Source organism: Mycolicibacterium elephantis DSM 44368, from assembly GCF_004014805.1.
Lineage (GTDB): Bacteria > Actinomycetota > Actinomycetes > Mycobacteriales > Mycobacteriaceae > Mycobacterium > Mycobacterium elephantis.
Genome location: NZ_ATDN01000026.1, coordinates 1 through 19,072, shown reverse-complemented (window position 1 = coordinate 19,072; position 19,072 = coordinate 1). Strand labels below are relative to the sequence as shown.

Genomic DNA, 19,072 nt, shown 5'->3' with positions numbered 1-19,072 from the left:
ATCGCGCCGTGTCCGACAGGGTCGATGGTGACGGACCGCGGGCTTGGCCGCGGCGTGAGGTTCTCAGGTATGCCGCCGCCACGCCGGTCCTGTTCGTGGCCGCGGCGACCCTGACCGCGCCGACGGCGTCGGCGCAGTCACTGCGGCTCGTCGACTTCACGCACCGCCAGGTGCCCGCCGATCAGATCAAGGCCGCGGGCTATGACGGAGCGTTGGTCTACGTGTCCGAGTTACGGCCGGGCGCGGACTTCGACTTCAAGCCCGTCACCCGGGAATACGCGGATTCGCTGCGTGCGGCGGGCCTGCACGTCGTCAGCTGCTATCAGTACGGCAAACCGGGCTGGCCGACGCCCTCGGACTACACCCGCGGATACGACGGCGGCGTGGCGGACGCTCGAACGGCGCTGCGGCTACACGCCGCCGCAGGGGGTCCGGATTCGGCGCCCATCTTCTTCAGTATCGACGAGGACATCGATCTCGACACCTGGAAAAGCGTTGCCGCAGACTGGCTTCGAGGGGTCAACTCGGTTCTCGGAGTGAACCGCACCGGCGTCTACGGGCACTCGCGGGTGTGTGCGTGGGCGATCGATGACGGCGTGATCGGGCCTTCGACGTCGTCCGGGCATTGGTGGGCGTGGCAGACGAGAGCGTGGTCCGCCGGCAAGCGCGAACCGCGAGCGGTGCTGTATCAGGCTGTGGTGGTCACCGGACCGGATACCGGCATCCCCATGGGAGGCACCCAGGTCGACGAGAACGAGGTTCTGGCGGCCGATTTCGGCCAGTGGGACCTGGATCGGACGTGAATTCTCCCCGCGGCTTAGGCGGCCGATCTTTCCAGCACGTGCACGCCGCAGGCCGAGCCCAGCCCGATCACGTGGGCCAAGCCGACCTTGGCGTTCTCGATTTGGCGGTCCCCTGCCTCGCCGCGCAGGTGATGGCAGATCTCCCAAATGTTGGCGATGCCCGTCGCCGCGATCGGATGGCCCTTGGACTGCAGGCCGCCGGACACGTTCACCGGGGTTGAGCCGTCGCGCCAGGTTGCGCCCGAATTGAAGAAGTCGGGGGCTCCCCCTTCGTCGCACAACATCAGGTTGTCGTAGTGCACGAGCTCGGCGGTGGCGAAGCAGTCGTGCAGTTCGACGAGATCGAGGTCGCCGGGCCCGATACCGGCCTGCTCGTACGCGGTCGCGGCGGCCCGCCGGGTCAGGGTGTTGACGTTGGGCAGCACCTGACAGCCGTCTTCGTACGGGTCGGTGGTCAACACCGATGCGGACACCTTCACGGCGCGGCGACGTTGTTCCAGCGACAGCGACCTCAAGGTCTCGCCGTTGCACACGATCGCGGCCGCCGCGCCGTCGCAGTTGGCCGAGCACATCGGTCGGGTGTTCGGGTAGGCGATCATCACGTCGTTCATGATCTGCTCGAGCGTGAACCGCTTCTGGTATGCCGCAAGCGGATTGAGGGTCGAATGCGCATGGTTCTTCTCGCTGATCCTGGCGAACAGTTCGAAGCTTGTGCCGCCGTACTTGTGGCCGTACTCGGTGCCGATCTGCGCGAAGACGCCGGGCATCGTCTCGGTGCCGATGCGCCCGTCGATCGGGGCGACGGCGCCGTAACGGCCCTTCGGCTGCCATACGTCGGAGTCGTCGGCCTTGCTTCCGCCCGCGAGCAGCCCGGCGCCGGACAGCTTCTCGACACCGACGGCCATGCCGTAGGCGACCTCGCCGGCCTTCACCGCCATGATCGCGGTGCGCAGCGCGGTGGCGCCGGTCGCGCATGCGTTCGCGACGTTGTACACCGGGATACCGGTCTGACCGATCTGCTTCTGCAGTTGCTGACCGATTCCGGCGCTGGCGTTCATCAGGTTTCCGGCCGCCAGCACACCGACGTCGGCCATGGTGATCCCGGCGTCGGCGAGCGCACCGAGCGCCGCTTCCGCGGCCAAGTCAACGGTGTCCAGGTCGGCATGCTTGCCGAACTTGGTCATCCGGATGCCGAGAATCCATACGTCGTCGCTGGCACTCATCGTCGCTCCCTCGGTTGCATTCGTGGTCAGTTCACGGGCTCGAAGGCGAAGTTGATCGCCTCGGTGCCTTCGGAATCGGTGCCGACCGGATAGGTGGTGAGGCGCACCTTCATCCCGTCGCGGACATGTTCGGGGTCGGGCTCGACGTTGATGAGGTTCGCCCGGACCTGCGTGCCGTCGCAATCGACCACGGAGGCCACGAACGGCGTCGGTATGCCCGGGGCGGCGAAGGTGACGATCGTGAACGCCCGCACCGTGCCCTCGGTCGCGACCGGCACTGTGCTGAACTCGGTCCCGAAGCAGCCGGCGCATGCGTTGCGCCGGTCAAAGAACCGCGCGCCGCAGTTCGCACACTCCTGCGCGACGAGATGCGGTTCGCCGTCGTCGAGGACCAGATAGTCGACAAAGGGGATCTTTCCGGCCATGAAACCTCCGTGGTGTGGTGATCCGACGGTAGCGAACGCCGTCGGTGTTTGTGCATCCGGCCGGCAATCCGCGCCGGGCAATGCGAAGCTGGAGCCGATGCAACACCGAACGCGCAGCCTGGTTCTCGCGCTCGCCGCTGCGTGCATGCACCTGACCACCGCCCCGGCTGCGGCGAACGCTGACGAGTGCAGCGCGATCCTGCCCGTCGCCGACCGGCTCCAGCCGGAGCTCAACCAGGTCTTTCCATCCGGAACCGCGCCTTACGTGGCCGGCCGGATTCGCAGCGCGCTGTCGCCGCTGTACGGCCTGACGAGCGCGGCGGCCGTCGACCTCCGGATCCGCTCGGACATGCTTGCGGCGCAGATCGACGACAGTGACCCGTATCGGCCGGCCAGACCCGACCTCCTCGCCGGCGACCTCGCCAAGGCCAACGAGTTGCTGGCGGCGGCTCGCCGATACTGCGCGCACTAGCGGGTCCCCGGTAGCCAGCGCCGAACCGAGATGCGCTCTGCGTCGGGCCAGATGGCGTTCGCGGCGGGCGACGCACAGAACGCCTCCTCGGCCTGGCGGATGGTCATGGCGACCGCGTGCAGGCCGTCCTCCTGATGGGCGCGACAGCTGACGGTCAGGACCCGGCGGGTGTGCGGGTCGATTTCCTGGGCCTCGATGGTCAGCACCACGACGAGCGTGTATCCCGCACCGGTCGGCAGATAGAAGGTGAGGTCTCGACTGACCAACCCGCCGCCGTTGGTGACGAGGTATCCGTCGCCGCTGGGATAGACCGCCTGCCCGACCATCTGGGTGCGCTCGTAGTGCAGCCGGTCACCCGGTGCGCGCCACACCGAGAACCGGGTGTTCGCGGTGCCGTTGAACAGGTTCCGGGCGATCGGGATGATCAGCTCTTCGCGGCCGTCGTCGTCGACGTCCTGCAGCCCGACGCCGCCCGGGCTCGTCGGTTCGAGTAGTTCGTCGATCGTCTGCACCAGCTCGCCCGAGACGTCGGTCACGGTGATTTTCACCGCGCCGGGCCGCGGCAGATCGGGCACCCGCCAGTAGGTGACGGCGAAATCGAGAGCACCCGAGTGAAGCGAGCAGTCCACCTGCGCGGTGGTGGCTTGCGGAGAGATGACGGCCGCCGTCTGCGGGCACGGCGGCAGCGTGGGGTCGGCGGTCGCGGCCGGGCACACGAGTCCCGCGTTCGCCGCCGCCACGGCGAGAAGCAGTGCCAACCTTTTCACGGCTGCGCCCCTATCGCGGCGGTGAAGGTTGGGCCGGTGTTGGACCGGGCGTCGGCCCAGAGGCTGCCGGGGGCTCGAGCATCGGGATCTGTTGCGCGACAGGCTGTTTGCTGCCGGTCTCCGGGCCGATGTCGGCTACCTGCCACGCGTCACCGGCCTTGTGCACGGTGACCCGCAGCAGAATGATCGACACCTGGGGCGTCGGGTTCTGCAGGTTGCGGGTGGTCTGGTGGGCCGACACCACCACCTGGTAGGAGCCGTCGGGCTGGGCGACGGGATCGACGGCCAGCACTTCACCGGTGGAGCTGACCTGCGCCTGCAGCATGACGGCTTTGAGCAGGTCGCCCGCGTTGGTGTACTTGTCCTGAAGTGACGGTGACACACCGTCTTTGACCGTGTCGAAAAATGCGTCGGGGTCTTCGAAGGTGTAGTTCAGCGACTTCATCGCATAGTCCTCGGCCAACTGCGCCACCGTGTCGCGATCGGCCTGGTTCTGACGCAGCTGCGCGACCTCGTCGGTCACCTGCTGATACTTGACGAACCCGAAAGCGCCGGCGCCGAGCACGGCTGCCACCAGGGCGGCGGCCACCCACAGCCCGGGTCTCTTCGACCAGTGCCGCGTCTTCGGACACTCGGTGGGCGCCGAGCCCTCGTCGTCCGTGGGTTCGGCGGCCTCACCGGACTCGGCGTTGGCGTCCTCGGGCCCGATGTGTTCGGCTCTCTCGTCGGTTTCGGCCGCGTCGGTCATGTCGGTACCTTCTCTACCTTCTGTGCTGTCGCATCGTTCGGGTCTCACTGGTGCCACTCCGGCACGTTGAGCTGGATCCGCACACTGCCGGTGTCGGTGAACGTCGATTCCCAGAAGTCCAGCCAGTGCCCGGCGTCGATCCGAATGTCGTGCAGTGGGGCCAGCGCGGGCTGCAGGACGCCCGCGAAGGTGCCCAGCGGGCCGGACAGCATGTCGAGGTATTCGCCGATCTTGCCCACCAGGATCCCGACTGGATCGGTGGGGCCCACCACGCCGAGGCCGGTATGGGAAAGGGTTTCGATCTCCTCGATCAGCGCCAGAAAGGCAGGCACGGAACGCGGCAGGAGTCTGCCTGTCTCGCTGATCTTTTCGCCGGCGTCGATTTCATCCATGTTGGTGGTGAACGTGGAGACATTGCGGAACAGCGTGGCCAACGCCGCCTTGTCGTCCTGGATGACCTTGGCGGTCAACGCGGCGGTGGTGGCCAGCGCGTCGAGGGTGGCGTCGTTGTCGGCCAACGCTGCGGACATGTTGTCGATGACGGCGTGTATCTGGTCGAGGTCCAGCGCCGTGAAAAGGGCGTTGACCCTGGCGAGCACATCGCTGGTGGTCACCATCGGCGCGACGCGATCCGCGGGGATCACTGCCCCATCGCTGAAGTACGGCGGCGCAATCAGTTCCGGGTCGAAGTCGATGTATTGTTCGCCGACGGCGGAGAGGTTTTGCACGCTGATCGCGCTGCCCGCCGGGACCGGGTGCGCGCGGTCGATGTCCATCGAGACGGCCAGCCCCGTCGGTGTGGTCTGGATATCGGTGACGCGGCCGATCTTGATGCCGCGCATCGTCACATCCGACGTGGGCATCAGGCCGCCGGATGTGTTGAGCATCAGGGTGAGCCGGGTGACGCCTTTGGCCGGGTTCATGTCCAGCACGCCGAACGCCATGTAGACCGCACCGGCGAGCGTCATCACCGCCAGGATGGCCAGCGTGGCGCGGGCGCTGAACTTCATGGCAGCAGCCCCATGGCCTGCATCGCCGATACCGCCTGGTCGGCCTTGTCCGCGGGATCCACGCCCTCGTTGCCGGTCGGCGGATGAAGTTCGGAGATGGTGTATTTCGGGCCCCCGTCGCGGAACCACCCGATGAGCTTGTAGCGCAGCAGCGCGACGAACTTGTCGGCGATCACCGGGATGGTGGTGTCGGCGGTCGCCATCGTCCCGACCATCGGCGTGAGGTGGGACAGGATCTGCATCAGGTCGCCTGCGACCGGGTTGATGAGTTGTCCGCCGAGGTCGCCGACGTCGCGAGACGCCCCGACCACGTCGAGAATCGCCAGCGTCACCGCCGACAGCCCTTCCAGTTTGGCCGGGCCTTCGGTGACGAGGCGGTTGAACACGGCGGTGTTCGCCGCCATTGCGGTGCTGACGTTCTCCATGCCGGCGAGGATGCCCTCGATGGTGTCCTGGTTGGCTGCCAGGTCGCCGAGCACATCGGACACGGTGTGCTGCATCCGGGTCAACTCGACGGGGTCCTGCGGAAACGCCTTGTTGGCGTTGACCACGGTGTCCTGAAGCGTGCCGATGGCGCCGCCGGCCACCAGGTTCGACATGGACCGCAGCAGGTTTTCGACGTTGTCGGCGGGGGCGGTGTCACGCAACGGGATGGTGTCGCCGTCACGCAACATCGCCCCGGGCGGCCCTTGTGGTGGGAGCAACGCGATATGGATGTCGCCGAGCGGGGTGGCCTGGCGAAGCTCGGCACGAGTCCCTTCGGGAAGCTCTGTGTCACCGGATATCTCGACGTAGGCAACGGCTGTGGTGCCGTCGAGCTCGACGCGGTCGAGCACCCCGACCTGAACCCCGCCGGAATCCACCCTGGCGCGAGCGGGCAGGTTGAGCACGCTCGAGAACTCGATCCCGATCCGGTAAGCGTGGTGCGGAAGATAGGCGCCCGGCACCGGCAGCCGCGTCGGATCCAGCGAGCATGCCGCCGTCGCGCCGATAGCCACCGCGGCCACCACCGCGCAGATGGCGTTGATCGGACGTCGGATCACGACAGCGCCCCTCCCAGAATCAGATTGGTCAGGCCGAGCGTGACGGGATCGGACTCCATGCCCGACGCGCACGCCGCGTCCGCCCCGGGGATATCGCGCTGCCGCAACCCCTCACAGATGGCGCCCGCCTGTGACGGGGAGATCGAAACCTGCGGCGGGATGTAGGTGACGTTGTGGGTGCCCCACGCCGGCTCGTAGATGTCGGCGAGCCAGTGGCTGAACTGGGGCCACGAATTGATCATGGCCAGAATCGCGGGGGCGTGCCTGTCCAGCACGTCGGCCAGCCAGGCGAACCGCGAATCGGTCTGGTCGTAGATCCGCGGCCCGAACCGGCTCACGGCGTCGACCAGGATCGGCAGCAGATGCGAGATGTGACTCATCGCCGCTCCGAAATTGTCCGACAGGCCCTCGATCAACTCGGTGGTGACCGGAAGCGTTCGGATGGCTGAGGCGAAGCTGTCCCAGTTCGCGAGGAACTCCGAGGTGAGGATCTCACTGTTCTCGAACAACTGCCGGTAGTCGGCGTCGGCCTTGTAGGGGTCGCCGAGCATGGTGGCCAGATTGCGCATCGCCCGGTTGATGTCGGGCCCGGTGCCCTCCAGCGAACGGTTGGCGGCACTCAAGCTCTCGTTGATCGCTTGCACGCCGGGAGCGTCGGAGGGATCCTCTCCCGGCTGGGATCCCAAGATCGCGTCGGTGAGTTCACCTATCGCTGAGAAGGTCTCGCTGATGCTGACCGGCGTCTTGGTGGAGTTCAGCTTGATACACCCGGGGCCGGTGAACTTCGGACCCCCGGTGTACGGCTTGGTCAGTTCGATATGGCGGTCGGTGACAATCGATTGCGAGTAGGTGACCGCACCGACGTCGGCGGGCAGGTCGAGGTCGGCAGGCACGGTGAAGGCGACCTGAACGTGGTCGGGCTTGTTGGTGATCGCGATCGTGGAACCGATCTCGATCCCCAGCAGCGCCACCTTGTTGCCGGGATACAGCCCGACCGCGTCGGTGAACTCCGCGCACATCGACCGGGTGTTGCTGGTCGTGGGCCCCAAGATCTTGACGCCCGCGATCCCGGCGGCGGTGACCAGCACGACGGCGAGCACTGCCGCGACGCCCCGCGGAGAACGTAACCGCGTGCCGATCGCAGACATCGCCGTCATCTCAACAGTGCCTCATGATGTTGGGCAGGCACAGATCCTGCCCGGGGACCAACCGGTTGCTCTCGTCGAACACCACCCCGTTGCCGCTGAGCATCGGGACGATGATGTTGAGGGTCTGCGCCAGGCCGTCGAGAGCCATGCCCCAACGCTCGGGGTGGGCGCGCAGCGTGTCCTCGATGTCCTCGATTCCCTCGGCGATGGGCGCGATCTCGCGGCCATAGAACACCGTGATGCGATCGAGGATGCGGGCCAATTCCTTGATCAGGCTGAAGAACTCGACGATATCGACGGCTTTGGTGGTGTACATCCTGCCGAGCAGGTCGAACTGTTCGAACAGCGTGACGAGTTGTGCGCGAGCGGCGACGGTGGCGCGCAGCCCGTCGTTGACGAAGTCCAGGCCGCGGTGAAAGTCGCTGGTGGACTTGCTCATGGCCGCCGTCAAGGCGTCAGCCGACCGGATCAGGTTCCGCACCGCATCCGGATACTTGTTGGCCGCGTTGGCCACCTCGGCGAAGGTGTCATGGATGACTTGGCCATCGACGTCCTTGACCACCGGGGTGGCGGCCTCGATGATGTCGTTGATCTCGAAGGGCAACGTGACGTGATCCGGTGAAATTGTGTTGCGGCCGAGCGGCACAGTTCCCTTCGGGTCGAGCGCCACGTAGTGGCCGCCGAGCGGGGTGAGCAGTTTGACCTCGAGGGTGGACTCCGAACCGACCGGCACCGATCGTTCGACGTCGAACCTCAACTCGACGAGGCCGCCGTCGAGCCGAACGCCGGTGACCTTCCCGACCGGGATGCCTGCGATGCGAACCTGGTCGCCGACCTGCACGCCCGCCGAGTTGGGCAGGTGCGCGGTGTAGCCGGTCTGATCGGAAGGGTTCAGATAGGCCATCGCGGTGGCGGCCAGCGAGGCAACGATGACGACGACACCGATGATGCCGTTTCGGCGATTGTAGGAAGCGGCGGCGCGTTCATCGAGCACAGCGCGCCGCCTGCTCAGCCGCTTACCCAAGGCGGTGAGTCGATCGCCGAGTGCCGTCATCGACACACCACCAGGTTCTGTTGCCCGAACGACACCTGCCCGATCCCCGGTAGGGTCACTTCCCCGTTGGCGCAGGAAAACGTTGGCGTCGCAGGTTGTTCGTCGACCAGCCAGCTCCGCATTCCCTGGATCAGGGACGGGGCCAGCGAAAGCCCCGCGATGATCGTCGGGGTCTGCGGCCACATCCGGCTGACCAGGTCGTAGAGCGGAACCGTCGTCCCGTCGAAGGTGCGCTCGGCGTATCGCAGGACGTGGGTGGTGTTTCGCAGGACAGGCAGCGTGCTGTCCAGGGTGGCGCGGAACTCCTCGGCCTTGGAACCGAACTTGGTCAGGACTTCGTTGAGCTGGGCGATGAGCTGGAACAACTGCTGTGACTTGCCGCCGAGATCCGCGGAGATCGCACTGAGGTTGCGGATCATCACGGTGATGACCGCCTGGCGGTCCACCGCCAACTTGGCGATGACGTCGAGATGATGCAGGAACGGGCCGATGCCGGATTCGTCACCCTGGATGAGCCGCAGCAAGTTCTCTCCCAGCAGATTGAACTGGGCCGGGTCGAGGGTTTGGAACATCGGCTCGAACCCGTTGAACAGCTTGGCCACATCGAAGGATGGAATGGTCTGTCCGAGGGGTATGGTGCCGCCCCCCGGCAGTTGGGAAGCCGGTTCGGCGGGCTGCACGAGCTCGACATAACGCTGACCGATCAGGGTTTGATACCGCACCGCAGCCACGGTGTTGGCGAACACCGGATGCGCTGCCTGCGTGGTGAAGTCCACCTTCGCGATGCGGCCGTCGAGACGGATGGTTTCCACCTTGCCGACCTGCACTCCCGAGACGCGGACGTCATCGCCCACGTAGAGCCCTGACACATCGGAGAACTCGGCGGTGTAGCGGGCGGCCGCGCCGGTGACCGGACTGCGCAGGGCGGTGAGCACGACGAGAATGCACACCACCGCGACCGCGGTGAAAGCGGTCAGCCACATCACCGATCTGGCAACGCTTCTCATCGCTCACCGTCCTGCGGTGGCCCCGGCGTCGCAGCGGGCAGTGCCGCCGCCAGCCCGGGCATGGTGTCGATGGTGAGGTCGAGTCGCATTCGGGTCTTGCCGTCGATGATCGGGAATGCCGCACTGGTTCGGTCCAGAAGGCCCGAGAGCCGGTCGTAGGCCGGTGCCGTGCTCCCGATGGTGTACGAGAGCGGCAACCACGCGCTGACCACACCGCCGAAGAACGGGACGAGCCACGGCATGTTCCTGGCGAAGATGGCCTCGGAGTCGAAGAGCAGTGTCGCGGTCTGGTCCATGATCATGTTCATGCGCTCGACGCCGTCCGGATGCGCCAGAAACTCCATCCCGTTGAGCAAATCGTATGCCAGCCTGATGAGCGGGACCGCGTCGCTGACGCCGTTGATCACCGAGGCAAACACCGAAAGCGACTGTGAGAAAGGCACTTTCTGAGAGTCGCTCAACATCTTGATCAGATCGAAGTATGACCGGGTCACCGGTTCGGTCAGGTCGGCGTGCCGTCGTACCACCTCGATGATGTGGTCGACGTCGGGTGAGTCCATGATCCGCGCGAACTTCTGGCCGTCTCGAAGCAGTCCGCTGATGGAGGCCGACTCCACACTGGTGTCCACCGCCAACGTGTGGCTTCGGTTCAGTCGAGGACCGGTCCCGCTACTGACCAGCTCGACCGCGGCTAACCCAAACGTGTTGGATGACATGAACTTAGCCGTCGTGTCGGCGGCCAGGGCGGTCGCTTGACGTGGTTCGAGCGTCAGCGTGATCTTCTGCTTGTTGTAGCCGACCGATTCCAGGGTCTTCACCGATCCGATCGTCAGGCCGCGGAACTTCACCTCTGCACCCGGCGTCAGCCCCTCGCCGATCTCATCGGCCATCACCGTCAGCGTGAACGTGTCGGCGAAGCCGCCGGTGCCCAGCTGGTAGAGCCCGGTACCCGCGACGCCCAGCAGCACCGCGGCAACAAGGCCACGGATCCGCAACGAGCGCGAGCCAGGCGTCCGTCCTCCTTGGTCTGGATAACTCGGCATGGGTTATCCCGATATCCGGATGCCGGCGCTGTCGCCCCAGAACAACAGCGTCAGCACCATGTCGGCGGCGACCACGATGACGATGCTGGCGCGGATGGCCCGGCCCGAGGCCCGTCCGACGCCCTCGGGGCCGCCGCCGGCGTAGTACCCCTGGTAGCCGTGGATGGCGATGATCAGGGTCACGAAGATGAGCGCCTTGAGCACCGAGAACACCACGTCGGACGGCTGGATGAACGAGTTGAAGTAGTGGTAGTAGGTGCCGGACGATTGCCCGTGCAGCACGTTGACGACCAGCGCACACGACACGTAGCTCAGCACCAAGGTCACCACGTAGAGCGGCACGATGGTCACCATCCCGGCGAGCACCCGTGTCGTGACCACGAACGGGATCGAGCGAATGCCAAGGGCTTCCAGCGCGTCGATCTCCTCTGAAATGCGCATGGCGCCGATCTCGGCCGTCATCCGGCACCCCGCCTGCGCCGCGAACCCGATTCCCGCGATCATCGGTGCCATCTCGCGGGTGTTCGCATACGCGGAGATGAACCCGGTCAGCGGGCCCATGCCGACCATGTCCAGGGCGTCGTAGCCCTCGATGCCCACCGAGGCGCCGACCGCCGCGCCCATCAGCACGAGCACGCCGATCGTGCCGCCGCCGACGATGACCGACCCGTTGCCCCACATCACGTCGACCAACAGCACTCCGGTTTGGTGCCGATAGTGCTTGAGCGTGTGCGGAATCGCCGCAATCACCTGAAGCAGAAACGAAACCTGGTGCCCGAGGCGCTGGATCAGGGCGTCGCCGCGTTCGACGGCCCACCATGGCCCCCGCAGGACACGGGGCCGGTGCCGCGACGGCAGCGATACCCGCGCCATCAGCCCATCCTCAGGGGCATGGACATCGACACTCCCTGCGTGATGATCAGGTTGAGAATGAACACCGCGACCACGCCGATGACGACGGAGGCGTTGACCGCATCGGCCACTCCGCGCGCACCGCCTTTGGCCTCGAGACCGCGCTGGCAGGCGACGAGGACCACGACCACGCCGAAAAGCCAGGTCTTGAGCATGGCGACGGCAACGTCGCTGACGCTGGCGAACGACGCGAACGACGCGATGTAGCTGCCCGGCGTACCGCCCTGGAAGCCGACATTGATGGCATAGCCCGCCGCCAACCCCATGAAGATGATGAAGGAGCACAGCACCGGCGCCACGAACACGATCGCGGCCAGGCGAGGGGCGACCAACCGTGGTACCGGGTCGACGCCCATGACGCGAAGCGCGTCGACCTCTTCGCGGATCGTGCGGGCGCCGAGATCGGTCGCCACTGCCGAACCCGCCGCACCGCCCAGCAGCAGAGCGGCCACCATCGGTGCGCCCTGGCGGATCACCGCCAGCCCGCCTGCCGCACCCGAGATCGACGAGGCGCCGACCTGTTGGATGAAACTGCCGACCTGGACCGCCACGATGACGCCGAACGGGATGGACACCAGCAACGCCGGAATCGCCGTGACGCTGATGATGAACCATGCCTGGTTGATGGTGTCGCGCCATGGGTGTCGCAGCCGGATCACGTCCACGATCAGATGCCGGAAGGACTGAATGGCCAGGTCGAAGAACCGACCCAACGTCTGCAACGAGGAATCCGCCCGGTCGAGGACACGCCAGAGCCGGGCACTTCGAATCGTGGCGTTCCGTTTCGGCGCAACGGCTACAGCGTGCGCCGAGACGTCATCATCGTTGCCGGTGAGGCTCGCATCGGCGTCGCGCAGTCGGTCGCCTTCGGTATCAGTCGCTACGTCAACCGCTGTCGCGTCATGCGCCTTCACCGTCAAAACGTGAGTTCCTCCCGGTTGCTGCGACGATTCCTCGCGGGCACGAGCGCTCGAACGCGGAGTCAAACCTCCGCCCAGGGAAGCCATTGAATATGACGCACGCGACAATATCAAGCAAATCCCGACGCCTAGTTTGCTAGCTCTACCTGATGCCTTGGCGGCGAAACGGCTGCCAGCAGTGTTGGACTCAGCGGTGCGCACAACGACGCGAAGACAGCTTTGCGGAGCTCACCGATCGACGACAAGTCCGCGACGGAAGCGCCTCCGCCGCGGTCGGGCGGGACGTCGAGCACACCGACCCGGCCATGACACCGGCACCGACGTAGCACTCCCGTTGGCGGCGATTGTCGACGCCGCGTCCTTCTACACGGCCCGGGCAGCCGTGACGGACGCCGCGACCTGACCGTGGTGATGTGGACCAGCTGCCGGCTCCGCCACGGGCGCCACACGTCGATGAGATCGAGGCTCTTGCAGCCGATTTCGGGGTGTAGGGGTTCGGCCGAGCCGCTCAGTGAGTGCACCTGAAGTTCGCCGGTCCCGGCGGCCAAACCGATTCGCTGCCAACCAATTCCAGTCAAGGGCACCGGCCGAATTTCGACTCCGGGTCGCGCCGTCAAAAAGGGTCCGGCCATCTGGGTCAAAGGACCCCGGCCCCGCACACCTCAGGAATATGCTCAATCCCCTAATGACCGAGTGGCTGCTGCTCGCGCTGATCGTTCCGGCCATCGTCGTGCCGGTCGTCCTGCTGCTCGGCTTCGCCGGTTGCGACAAGGTTTTCGGCCTCGACCGTCTCGAGGAGGCCGGACCGGTGATCGAGTCGGCCACCGGAAAAACCATGACCGTCATCACGCTGACGTGGATGATCGACGAAACGGCAACGGAGATCGAGTTCGAACGGACCAAAGTCAACCCGACGGGACCCCCGGATCCGCCCTTTCGGTTCAAGGTGGCCGCGTCGCTGCTCAGCCACGACGACCCCGGACTCGAGCCAGCCACCAGCTATACGTACACGGCGAGGGCCATATTCGCCGACGGCGACGAATCCTTGGCGTCTGCCCCTGTCACGGGTACCACGCTTCCGCCGCCGACCTTTGACGCCGCAGGCGCCGGAGGTTCCGGGGCGGGCACGACCAGCGCCACGGTGACATGGACTCATACCGCCTCTGCCGCTGCCACAGCGGTCGTCGTCGGCATGCGGTGGGCGCACCGGGGCGGGTTGCTGCCACCGAGTGGATCGCCTACCCGCACGGCGACTTACGGCGGCAACCCGATGACCTCACTCGGCGTTGTCGGCCTCAACAACGCGGCTCTGACGGCGATAAACGGCACCTTCGTCTACCACGAGTTCTTTGGTTTACTGAACCCTCCGACCGGCGACCAACCGATAGCGGTGTCCCTTGAGCGCGCGGGTGCGGCGTCCATCACCGTCGAAGGATGCTCGGTTTCCTACCTCGCCGTGTCCGCGTTCGGCGCCGTCACCGCAGATGCCGGCACGGAAGCTGGCACGTCGCTGTCACAGACGGTCAGTTCGGCCGTATACGAGATGGTCGTTCAGATGTTCACCACCGCGTCGGGGGCGATCACCAACTACAACCAGACGTCGCGTTTCACCGGTCTGGCCAACGGCATCGGCATCCTCATCGGAGATGCGCCGGGAAACGCGTCGGTCCCGTTCACCGCACAGCGCGCCGACGGTGTCGATTACGCCGCGCTGGCTGTGCGGCTCACGCCGATCTCGTAGCGAGGCAGCCATGGCCAATCCGTTCACCGGCGACTACCCCGCGGCGGTGCAGATCGCCGTGCGACAGATCAACGCCCTGTTGGGAACCCTGCACCAGAACGGTGACCGGGACACGCCGCTGAAGCTGATGCACAGTGTGTCCACCCGCATCGGTGATCCTCGCCGCAGACGCCCGGACGTCGGGGCGTTCGCGGATTGGTTGGTGGCCTACCAGCGCGCGAGCTCGGGCCGCGGGCTCGCCGATCTGCGCGCCCAACTGACGGCGACCGCACCCCCTGGCACGTTGAGGATGTTCGAGGACGCGTTCGAGCGGTTCGATCGGGATTGGGTGATCGAGCTGCCCCCTGACGTGGTGCGCGGCAGAGCCAAACTGCAGATCTCGTCGGTCACGGTCGGGGTGCCGGACGGCTCGTCCACCGAGGTCGTCATTCGGGCGGCCGTTCGGGCGCAGTATTACCCGGACCCCGGTACAACGGAGCTGCCGCAGTCGGTGCACGGCGAGGTGCGCGCCACGTTCGACGTCAGCCAGATACCGCACGGAACCGGACGTCGGCTGCTCATCCGGCCGTCGGCGCAGGACGCCAAGATCGACTTCATCGCCGCGCCCGGCAGCGGATTGGCCCCGCCGGCCGTGAGCCGGATCGCCGCTGAGGTTCGCAAGTTCATCCGCGAAGGTGTATCCCTGCTGCCCGTCGATCTGCCCCACGACTTCGCGTTCGCTCATTTCAAGGGCATCGGGTCCGGTTCCCATCAGGTGATCGCTCTGCCGTACCAGCTGTCGGGAGCTCCGTCTCCACCGAGCGGATTGCAGAGCCTCACGCAATCCTTCCTCGGCTCAAGCGGATTCGGCTTCGCGGTGAGCAAGGAACACGTCAACACCCTGATCGATGTCGAGGCGATCCGGCAGGCGGTCAGAAACCGACCCCCGCTGACCATCACGATCAGCACCATCTTCGGGGGTTCCGTTTCGGTGAAGTACCGCTTGCGATTCACGTCCGGGCCCACGCTGACGTTCAAGACCGGTGCGATCGAGATCGCCGGGCGGGTCGCGGCCGAGACCGACACCGCGTGGGCACCCAACGGGTTCGTCAGCTTCAAACAGCGAGTCGTACTCGTCCTGGACACGAGCAGCCAGAGAATCAGCCTCGAACGCGCCGGCGAACCCGAAGTCGACGAGTCGTGGTTCATTCCGCACAGCAGGGCGACCAGCGTCGTAAAGGCCGAAATCGACGACGCGTTGGCGCAGAACCGCCCGGCGATCCGCCAGGTTTTCGACGACGCCAGAAGCGCGCTCACCCGCGGGCTGCGCGCATTCGACACCGCCGCATCAGCTTCCTACACGGCCGTCGACATCACGCCAGAAGTCGTGTTGGTACGCGGTGAGATTCGCAGCCAGAACCGCCGCCCACCGGTGGTCACGGTCGAGGAGACTCACGGGGGTGCGGCGTTCACAGCGCTGAACAGCTGGATTCCCGCCGGCACCATCGAACGGTTCGTCTGGACGTGGGTGGAGCATTCGCATCCCGCCACCATCTGGTCAGGCGTGCAGAAAACCGTGGTCGACGCGCACAGCTTCATTCTCCCCAAGCCCGCCGGGCTCACCAACGTCAGCCAGATCTGCCTGCGGATCGAGGGCACGCAGATCACCCCGTCCGGGCAGCTGTCCACCGTGACGGCCGGTACGACGTGTCAGGTGCAGCAGCCGGAGTTCGCGATGGACATTCCGTCGTGGTGGCAGCCCGTCACGATCCCGATCTGGCGGCCGGATCTGGCCGAGAGTGTCCCCCTGAGCCAGGCGATCGCCGGTCACACCAGCGTGGCCGCCTTCCCAGGGGACACCTCATTCCAGCGAAATGCGTTGGTGTACTTCGTCGATGGTCGGAGCGATCGGCCGCTCGATCCGCTTTTCGAAGCGTTGCGCCGGGCGCGCGACAGCTCGTCGCTGGTGGTCACCGTCGTGGTGCCGGCCGGCACGTTCGACGCGCCTCGCGGCGAGGTGGAACGCCGACTCGGGTTGCCGCACGACGCTCTTCCCACGGTGCATATCACCCAGGACGACGACGGCGGCTGGACGCAGACGTTCGGAGTCTCCAGCATGCCGTCGGCGTTTCTGCTCAACGCCAGGCGCGAGTACGTCTGGAAGCATGAGGGCGAGCCTCAGCCCGAAGAGCTCGTCGCCGTGCTGGACAAGTACGCCGCCCCGCCGGCGCCGTCACGCTTTCGCCCCCTGGCGCTGGCGGTCTCCCCGGGTGACACGGCGCCGAACGTCAGGTTCGAAGACGGCGAGCAGCAATATGCACTGCACCGTCTTCGCGGCCGCGAGGTGATTCTCACCTTCTGGCAATCGTGGTCCGCGCCCTGCCTTTCGGAGCTGCAACGGCTGCAGCGGCTGCATCAGGACGGCCGAGAGGCGCCGTTCATCACCGGCTTTCACGGCGGCCCCAAGAGCGAGGCGGTCGACGAGATCCGCAAGCGGCTGCGCCTGACCTATCCCCTCGCGCACGACCCCCAGCAGCGGATCGCCCGCAGCTACGGAGTGCGGTGCTGGCCCACCACAGTCAAGATCGACGCCGAAGGATGCGTGGAACATATCCAATTCGGAACGGCGCACGATCACGACCGACCGGAATCGGTCACGAGCGGTTGACCGATGCAACTGGTACTGACCTCAGTCGTCGTGCTGGCTGTCGATCAAGCGGTGAAGCTTCTGGTTCGCAGCGGGCGGTTCGCAAGCGTGCGGCTGGGGCCGTTCGGGTCCCTGCGGATGGTCGCGGGACGGCTGTGGTGGTATCGGTCGGCTGTGCGTGCCTCGAAAGCGTTGTTGCTCTGGGCGGTTGCGGCGGGCACGCTGTTGGTCGCGGCAGCGGCGCTGCCGACTTCGCACATGTTTGTCGGGTTGCTGCTCGGCGGCTCGCTCAGCAATGTGATCGAAAGCTCGCTGCGGGGTTCGGTCACTGACTTCGTGTGCCTAAGGTTCTGGCCGGCGTTCAACGTCGCCGACGTCGCGCTCACGGCCGGTGCGCTCGGGATCGGGTTCGAACTCCTGAGGACCGTCGGTGTCGTCGCGGCCTGAAGCGGGCGCACCGGAACTCGCCGTTTCCGGGTTTCCGCGGTTCTTCACGATCGCGGGGCGGCGGGTCAACTCCTACAAAGTGTTTCTGGCGGTTGGCATCTGCGTCGGGACGCTGACAACCGCGGCGGCCGCGGACGCGGCCGGACTGTCGCCGCTGCCCGTCGGGCTGGCGGCGATGGGATCCGCGCTCGCGGGTTTGATAGGCGCACGCGTGTATCACGTCCTCGTCCATGCGCCGCGTTACCTCGGTGCGGACTCGCCGCGCACGTTGTGGCATACCGCGTCCGGGGGGATGGGTGTCTTCGGTGCGCTGCTGACGTTCGTCCCCACCTCGCTCGCCGCTGCCGCCGTCATCGGCGTCCCCGCGGCTGACTTGTGGGACCAGATGGCCGTCGGCGTACTCGCGGGGGGCTTCTGGATTCGGCTGGGGTGCGTGTTCAACGGCTGCTGCGGCGGGCGCGAGACCGACGGGCCGTTCGGGGTTTTCCTGCATGACACCGTTGGTGTGCGTAAGCGACGCGTTCCGGTGCAATTCCTCGAGATGGCGTGGTGGGTCCTCGGCCTGGTGGCTTTTCTCGCTCTGTGGCCCACGGAATCACCCGCGGGCAGTTGCGCACTGGCCGTCCTCGCCTGGTACGGCGCGGGCCGCTTCTTTCTCGAACCGCTGCGGGAAAGCCCGGCGGTCGTATACGGGCGCGTGCGGATCAATCAGCTGGTGGCGCTCCTGATCGCCATGGGTGCGATCAGCGCGTTGGTCTTGGTTGCCTGGCCTACGTGAGCCTCCACGAAAAAAGGCCGCGTGTCCGCGGCCCTCGCTGGTCGACGTCCCGGTGTCCAACCTGCGCGGGCTTTCTCGGTCGTCCATACATGCGGGCATGTTAATTCCCGCGCCGTCGGATTATCCGAGGCGCCGTTATCTCTTGCGTCGGCGGTCAGGCCGCCCGGTCTCCTGGGGGTGCCGGGCCGCCGGGTTCGTCGGCTTGGTTGATTGATGCCGCGGCATCCGAGTCACTTTCGGTGACTTGTTCTTCGTCGGTGGGTTCGTTTGCGGTGACTTGGTTGTCGGGTGGGTCGTCGGGTCGGAGGAGGCGTTCGGGTCGGTGGTAGTAGTTGAGTCGGGCTTGGCCGGTGTCGAGGTCAGGTGGTGGGAGCCATTCGACTTCGCAGTGGTTGTTCATGCGGGTGTTCCAGCCGCCGTTGCGGTCGACGCTGCGGTTGTCGGGTCCGCAGGCTAGTCCGAGTTCGTCGATGTTGGTGTTGGCGCCGTCGGTCCAGTCGGCCTCCACGTGATGGGCTTGGCAGCCGTAGGCGCCGATGGTGCAGCAGGGTTTGGTGCATCCGCCGTCGCGGGCGATCAGCATGATCCGCTGGGCCGGTGAGGCGGTGCGCCGGGCGCGAAACAGATCCAGCGCTTTTCCGGTGGTTTTGTCGAAGACGGCCAGGTAGTGGTTGGCGTGAGCGGCCAGCCGGATCACCTCGGCGATCGGCATCACGGTGCCGCCGCCGGTGGTGCCGATGCCGGCGCGTGATTCCAAGTCTTGCAGGGTGGTTCGGATGATGATCGACACCGGCAGCCCGTTGAGCTGGCCGAGTTCACCGCTCATCAACGCGATGCGCCCCACGGCGAGCAGTGCGTCGTGCTGACGCTGGGCCAGGCTGCGGTGATCGTTGTCGATCTGGGCT

Annotated in this window: 19 protein-coding genes; 6 read left to right on the top strand and 13 right to left on the bottom strand. The window is 66.3% G+C overall.

The window, feature by feature from the left end; genetic code table 11:
• Positions 1-8: 8 nt before the first annotated feature.
• Entirely contained in the window at positions 9-803 is a 795-nt protein-coding gene (locus MELE44368_RS17935) for a DUF1906 domain-containing protein (RefSeq protein WP_128109739.1), read from the top strand.
• A 14-nt stretch (positions 804-817) separates the two neighbouring features.
• Here MELE44368_RS17935 and MELE44368_RS17930 read toward each other — a convergent pair whose 3' ends face one another.
• The gene (locus MELE44368_RS17930) at positions 818-2,026 is read right to left on the bottom strand and encodes a thiolase family protein (RefSeq protein WP_128109738.1); all 1,209 of its coding nucleotides are present in this window, start codon (positions 2,024-2,026) and stop codon (positions 818-820) included.
• Positions 2,027-2,052: 26 nt separating this feature from the next.
• Complete coding sequence (locus MELE44368_RS17925; RefSeq protein WP_128109737.1) at positions 2,053-2,451, bottom strand: Zn-ribbon domain-containing OB-fold protein; 399 nt, start codon at positions 2,449-2,451, stop codon at positions 2,053-2,055.
• Positions 2,452-2,548: 97 nt separating this feature from the next.
• On the opposite strand from MELE44368_RS17925, the gene MELE44368_RS17920 reads away from it, so the two are divergent.
• Positions 2,549-2,923 (top strand): hypothetical protein, encoded by a 375-nt coding sequence (locus tag MELE44368_RS17920; RefSeq protein WP_128109736.1) that lies wholly within the window; start codon positions 2,549-2,551, stop codon positions 2,921-2,923.
• Here MELE44368_RS17920 and MELE44368_RS17915 read toward each other — a convergent pair.
• The 10 genes from MELE44368_RS17915 to MELE44368_RS17870 are packed head-to-tail and all read right to left on the bottom strand — an operon-like array spanning position 2,920 to position 12,425.
• Entirely contained in the window at positions 2,920-3,690 is a 771-nt protein-coding gene (locus MELE44368_RS17915; protein WP_128109735.1) for a hypothetical protein, read from the bottom strand. The two genes, MELE44368_RS17920 and MELE44368_RS17915, sit on opposite strands and share 4 nt — an antisense overlap.
• A 10-nt stretch (positions 3,691-3,700) precedes the next feature.
• Positions 3,701-4,438, bottom strand: a complete 738-nt coding sequence (locus MELE44368_RS17910; RefSeq protein ID WP_128109734.1) for a hypothetical protein — start codon at positions 4,436-4,438, stop codon at positions 3,701-3,703.
• Between the two features lie 44 nt (positions 4,439-4,482).
• Positions 4,483-5,448, bottom strand: coding sequence for an MlaD family protein (locus MELE44368_RS17905; RefSeq protein ID WP_128109733.1), 966 nt, complete (start codon positions 5,446-5,448; stop codon positions 4,483-4,485).
• Positions 5,445-6,491, bottom strand: coding sequence for an MlaD family protein (locus MELE44368_RS17900; RefSeq protein ID WP_128109732.1), 1,047 nt, complete (start codon positions 6,489-6,491; stop codon positions 5,445-5,447). Before MELE44368_RS17900 ends, MELE44368_RS17905 begins: the two co-directional genes overlap by 4 nt.
• Positions 6,488-7,639 carry an MlaD family protein gene (locus MELE44368_RS17895; RefSeq protein ID WP_241566671.1) on the bottom strand — a complete coding sequence of 384 codons (1,152 nt, stop codon included), beginning with the start codon at positions 7,637-7,639 and terminating at the stop codon, positions 6,488-6,490. Before MELE44368_RS17895 ends, MELE44368_RS17900 begins: the two co-directional genes overlap by 4 nt.
• A 10-nt stretch (positions 7,640-7,649) precedes the next feature.
• Positions 7,650-8,693, bottom strand: a complete 1,044-nt coding sequence (locus tag MELE44368_RS17890) for an MlaD family protein (RefSeq protein WP_128109730.1) — start codon at positions 8,691-8,693, stop codon at positions 7,650-7,652.
• A complete protein-coding gene (locus MELE44368_RS17885; protein WP_128109729.1) occupies positions 8,690-9,700 on the bottom strand; it encodes an MlaD family protein in 1,011 nt (336 codons plus the stop codon). Before MELE44368_RS17885 ends, MELE44368_RS17890 begins: the two co-directional genes overlap by 4 nt.
• Positions 9,697-10,743: an MlaD family protein gene (locus tag MELE44368_RS17880; protein WP_128109728.1), complete on the bottom strand. Its 1,047-nt coding sequence runs from the start codon at positions 10,741-10,743 to the stop codon at positions 9,697-9,699. Before MELE44368_RS17880 ends, MELE44368_RS17885 begins: the two co-directional genes overlap by 4 nt.
• A gap of 3 nt (positions 10,744-10,746) precedes the next feature.
• Positions 10,747-11,616, bottom strand: coding sequence for an MlaE family ABC transporter permease (locus MELE44368_RS17875; RefSeq protein ID WP_128109727.1), 870 nt, complete (start codon positions 11,614-11,616; stop codon positions 10,747-10,749).
• Positions 11,616-12,425 carry an MlaE family ABC transporter permease gene (locus MELE44368_RS17870; protein ID WP_241566675.1) on the bottom strand — a complete coding sequence of 270 codons (810 nt, stop codon included), beginning with the start codon at positions 12,423-12,425 and terminating at the stop codon, positions 11,616-11,618. Before MELE44368_RS17870 ends, MELE44368_RS17875 begins: the two co-directional genes overlap by 1 nt.
• Positions 12,426-13,260: 835 nt before the next feature.
• Here MELE44368_RS17870 and MELE44368_RS26695 point away from each other — a divergent pair.
• Genes MELE44368_RS26695 through MELE44368_RS17855 form a run of 4 tightly spaced genes read left to right on the top strand, consistent with a single transcriptional unit; the run spans position 13,261 to position 18,167 of the window.
• Positions 13,261-14,316 carry a fibronectin type III domain-containing protein gene (locus MELE44368_RS26695; RefSeq protein ID WP_164890144.1) on the top strand — a complete coding sequence of 352 codons (1,056 nt, stop codon included), beginning with the start codon at positions 13,261-13,263 and terminating at the stop codon, positions 14,314-14,316.
• A 10-nt stretch (positions 14,317-14,326) separates the two neighbouring features.
• Positions 14,327-16,963, top strand: coding sequence for a TlpA family protein disulfide reductase (locus tag MELE44368_RS17865; RefSeq protein WP_164890143.1), 2,637 nt, complete (start codon positions 14,327-14,329; stop codon positions 16,961-16,963).
• A gap of 3 nt (positions 16,964-16,966) precedes the next feature.
• Positions 16,967-17,389 carry a signal peptidase II gene (locus tag MELE44368_RS17860; RefSeq protein ID WP_128109725.1) on the top strand — a complete coding sequence of 141 codons (423 nt, stop codon included), beginning with the start codon at positions 16,967-16,969 and terminating at the stop codon, positions 17,387-17,389.
• Positions 17,373-18,167, top strand: coding sequence for a prolipoprotein diacylglyceryl transferase (locus MELE44368_RS17855; protein ID WP_128109724.1), 795 nt, complete (start codon positions 17,373-17,375; stop codon positions 18,165-18,167). The genes MELE44368_RS17860 and MELE44368_RS17855 overlap by 17 nt, the downstream gene beginning before the upstream one ends.
• Positions 18,168-18,321: 154 nt before the next feature.
• On the opposite strand, the gene MELE44368_RS17850 is transcribed toward MELE44368_RS17855, so the two are convergent.
• On the bottom strand, positions 18,322-19,072 hold a 751-nt coding region (locus MELE44368_RS17850; RefSeq protein ID WP_164890142.1), incomplete at its 5' end, for a DUF222 domain-containing protein.

Coding starts and splice junctions, on each gene's coding strand:
- MELE44368_RS17930 (WP_128109738.1), bottom strand. CDS start 2,026: ATGAGTGCCAGCGACGACGTATGGATTCTCGGCATCCGGATGACCAAG.
- MELE44368_RS17925 (WP_128109737.1), bottom strand. CDS start 2,451: ATGGCCGGAAAGATCCCCTTTGTCGACTATCTGGTCCTCGACGACGGC.
- MELE44368_RS17920 (WP_128109736.1), top strand. CDS start 2,549: ATGCAACACCGAACGCGCAGCCTGGTTCTCGCGCTCGCCGCTGCGTGC.
- MELE44368_RS17910 (WP_128109734.1), bottom strand. CDS start 4,438: ATGACCGACGCGGCCGAAACCGACGAGAGAGCCGAACACATCGGGCCC.
- MELE44368_RS17905 (WP_128109733.1), bottom strand. CDS start 5,448: ATGAAGTTCAGCGCCCGCGCCACGCTGGCCATCCTGGCGGTGATGACG.
- MELE44368_RS17895 (WP_241566671.1), bottom strand. CDS start 7,639: ATGTCTGCGATCGGCACGCGGTTACGTTCTCCGCGGGGCGTCGCGGCA.
- MELE44368_RS17890 (WP_128109730.1), bottom strand. CDS start 8,693: ATGACGGCACTCGGCGATCGACTCACCGCCTTGGGTAAGCGGCTGAGC.
- MELE44368_RS17885 (WP_128109729.1), bottom strand. CDS start 9,700: ATGAGAAGCGTTGCCAGATCGGTGATGTGGCTGACCGCTTTCACCGCG.
- MELE44368_RS17880 (WP_128109728.1), bottom strand. CDS start 10,743: ATGCCGAGTTATCCAGACCAAGGAGGACGGACGCCTGGCTCGCGCTCG.
- MELE44368_RS17875 (WP_128109727.1), bottom strand. CDS start 11,616: ATGGCGCGGGTATCGCTGCCGTCGCGGCACCGGCCCCGTGTCCTGCGG.
- MELE44368_RS26695 (WP_164890144.1), top strand. CDS start 13,261: ATGACCGAGTGGCTGCTGCTCGCGCTGATCGTTCCGGCCATCGTCGTG.
- MELE44368_RS17865 (WP_164890143.1), top strand. CDS start 14,327: ATGGCCAATCCGTTCACCGGCGACTACCCCGCGGCGGTGCAGATCGCC.
- MELE44368_RS17860 (WP_128109725.1), top strand. CDS start 16,967: ATGCAACTGGTACTGACCTCAGTCGTCGTGCTGGCTGTCGATCAAGCG.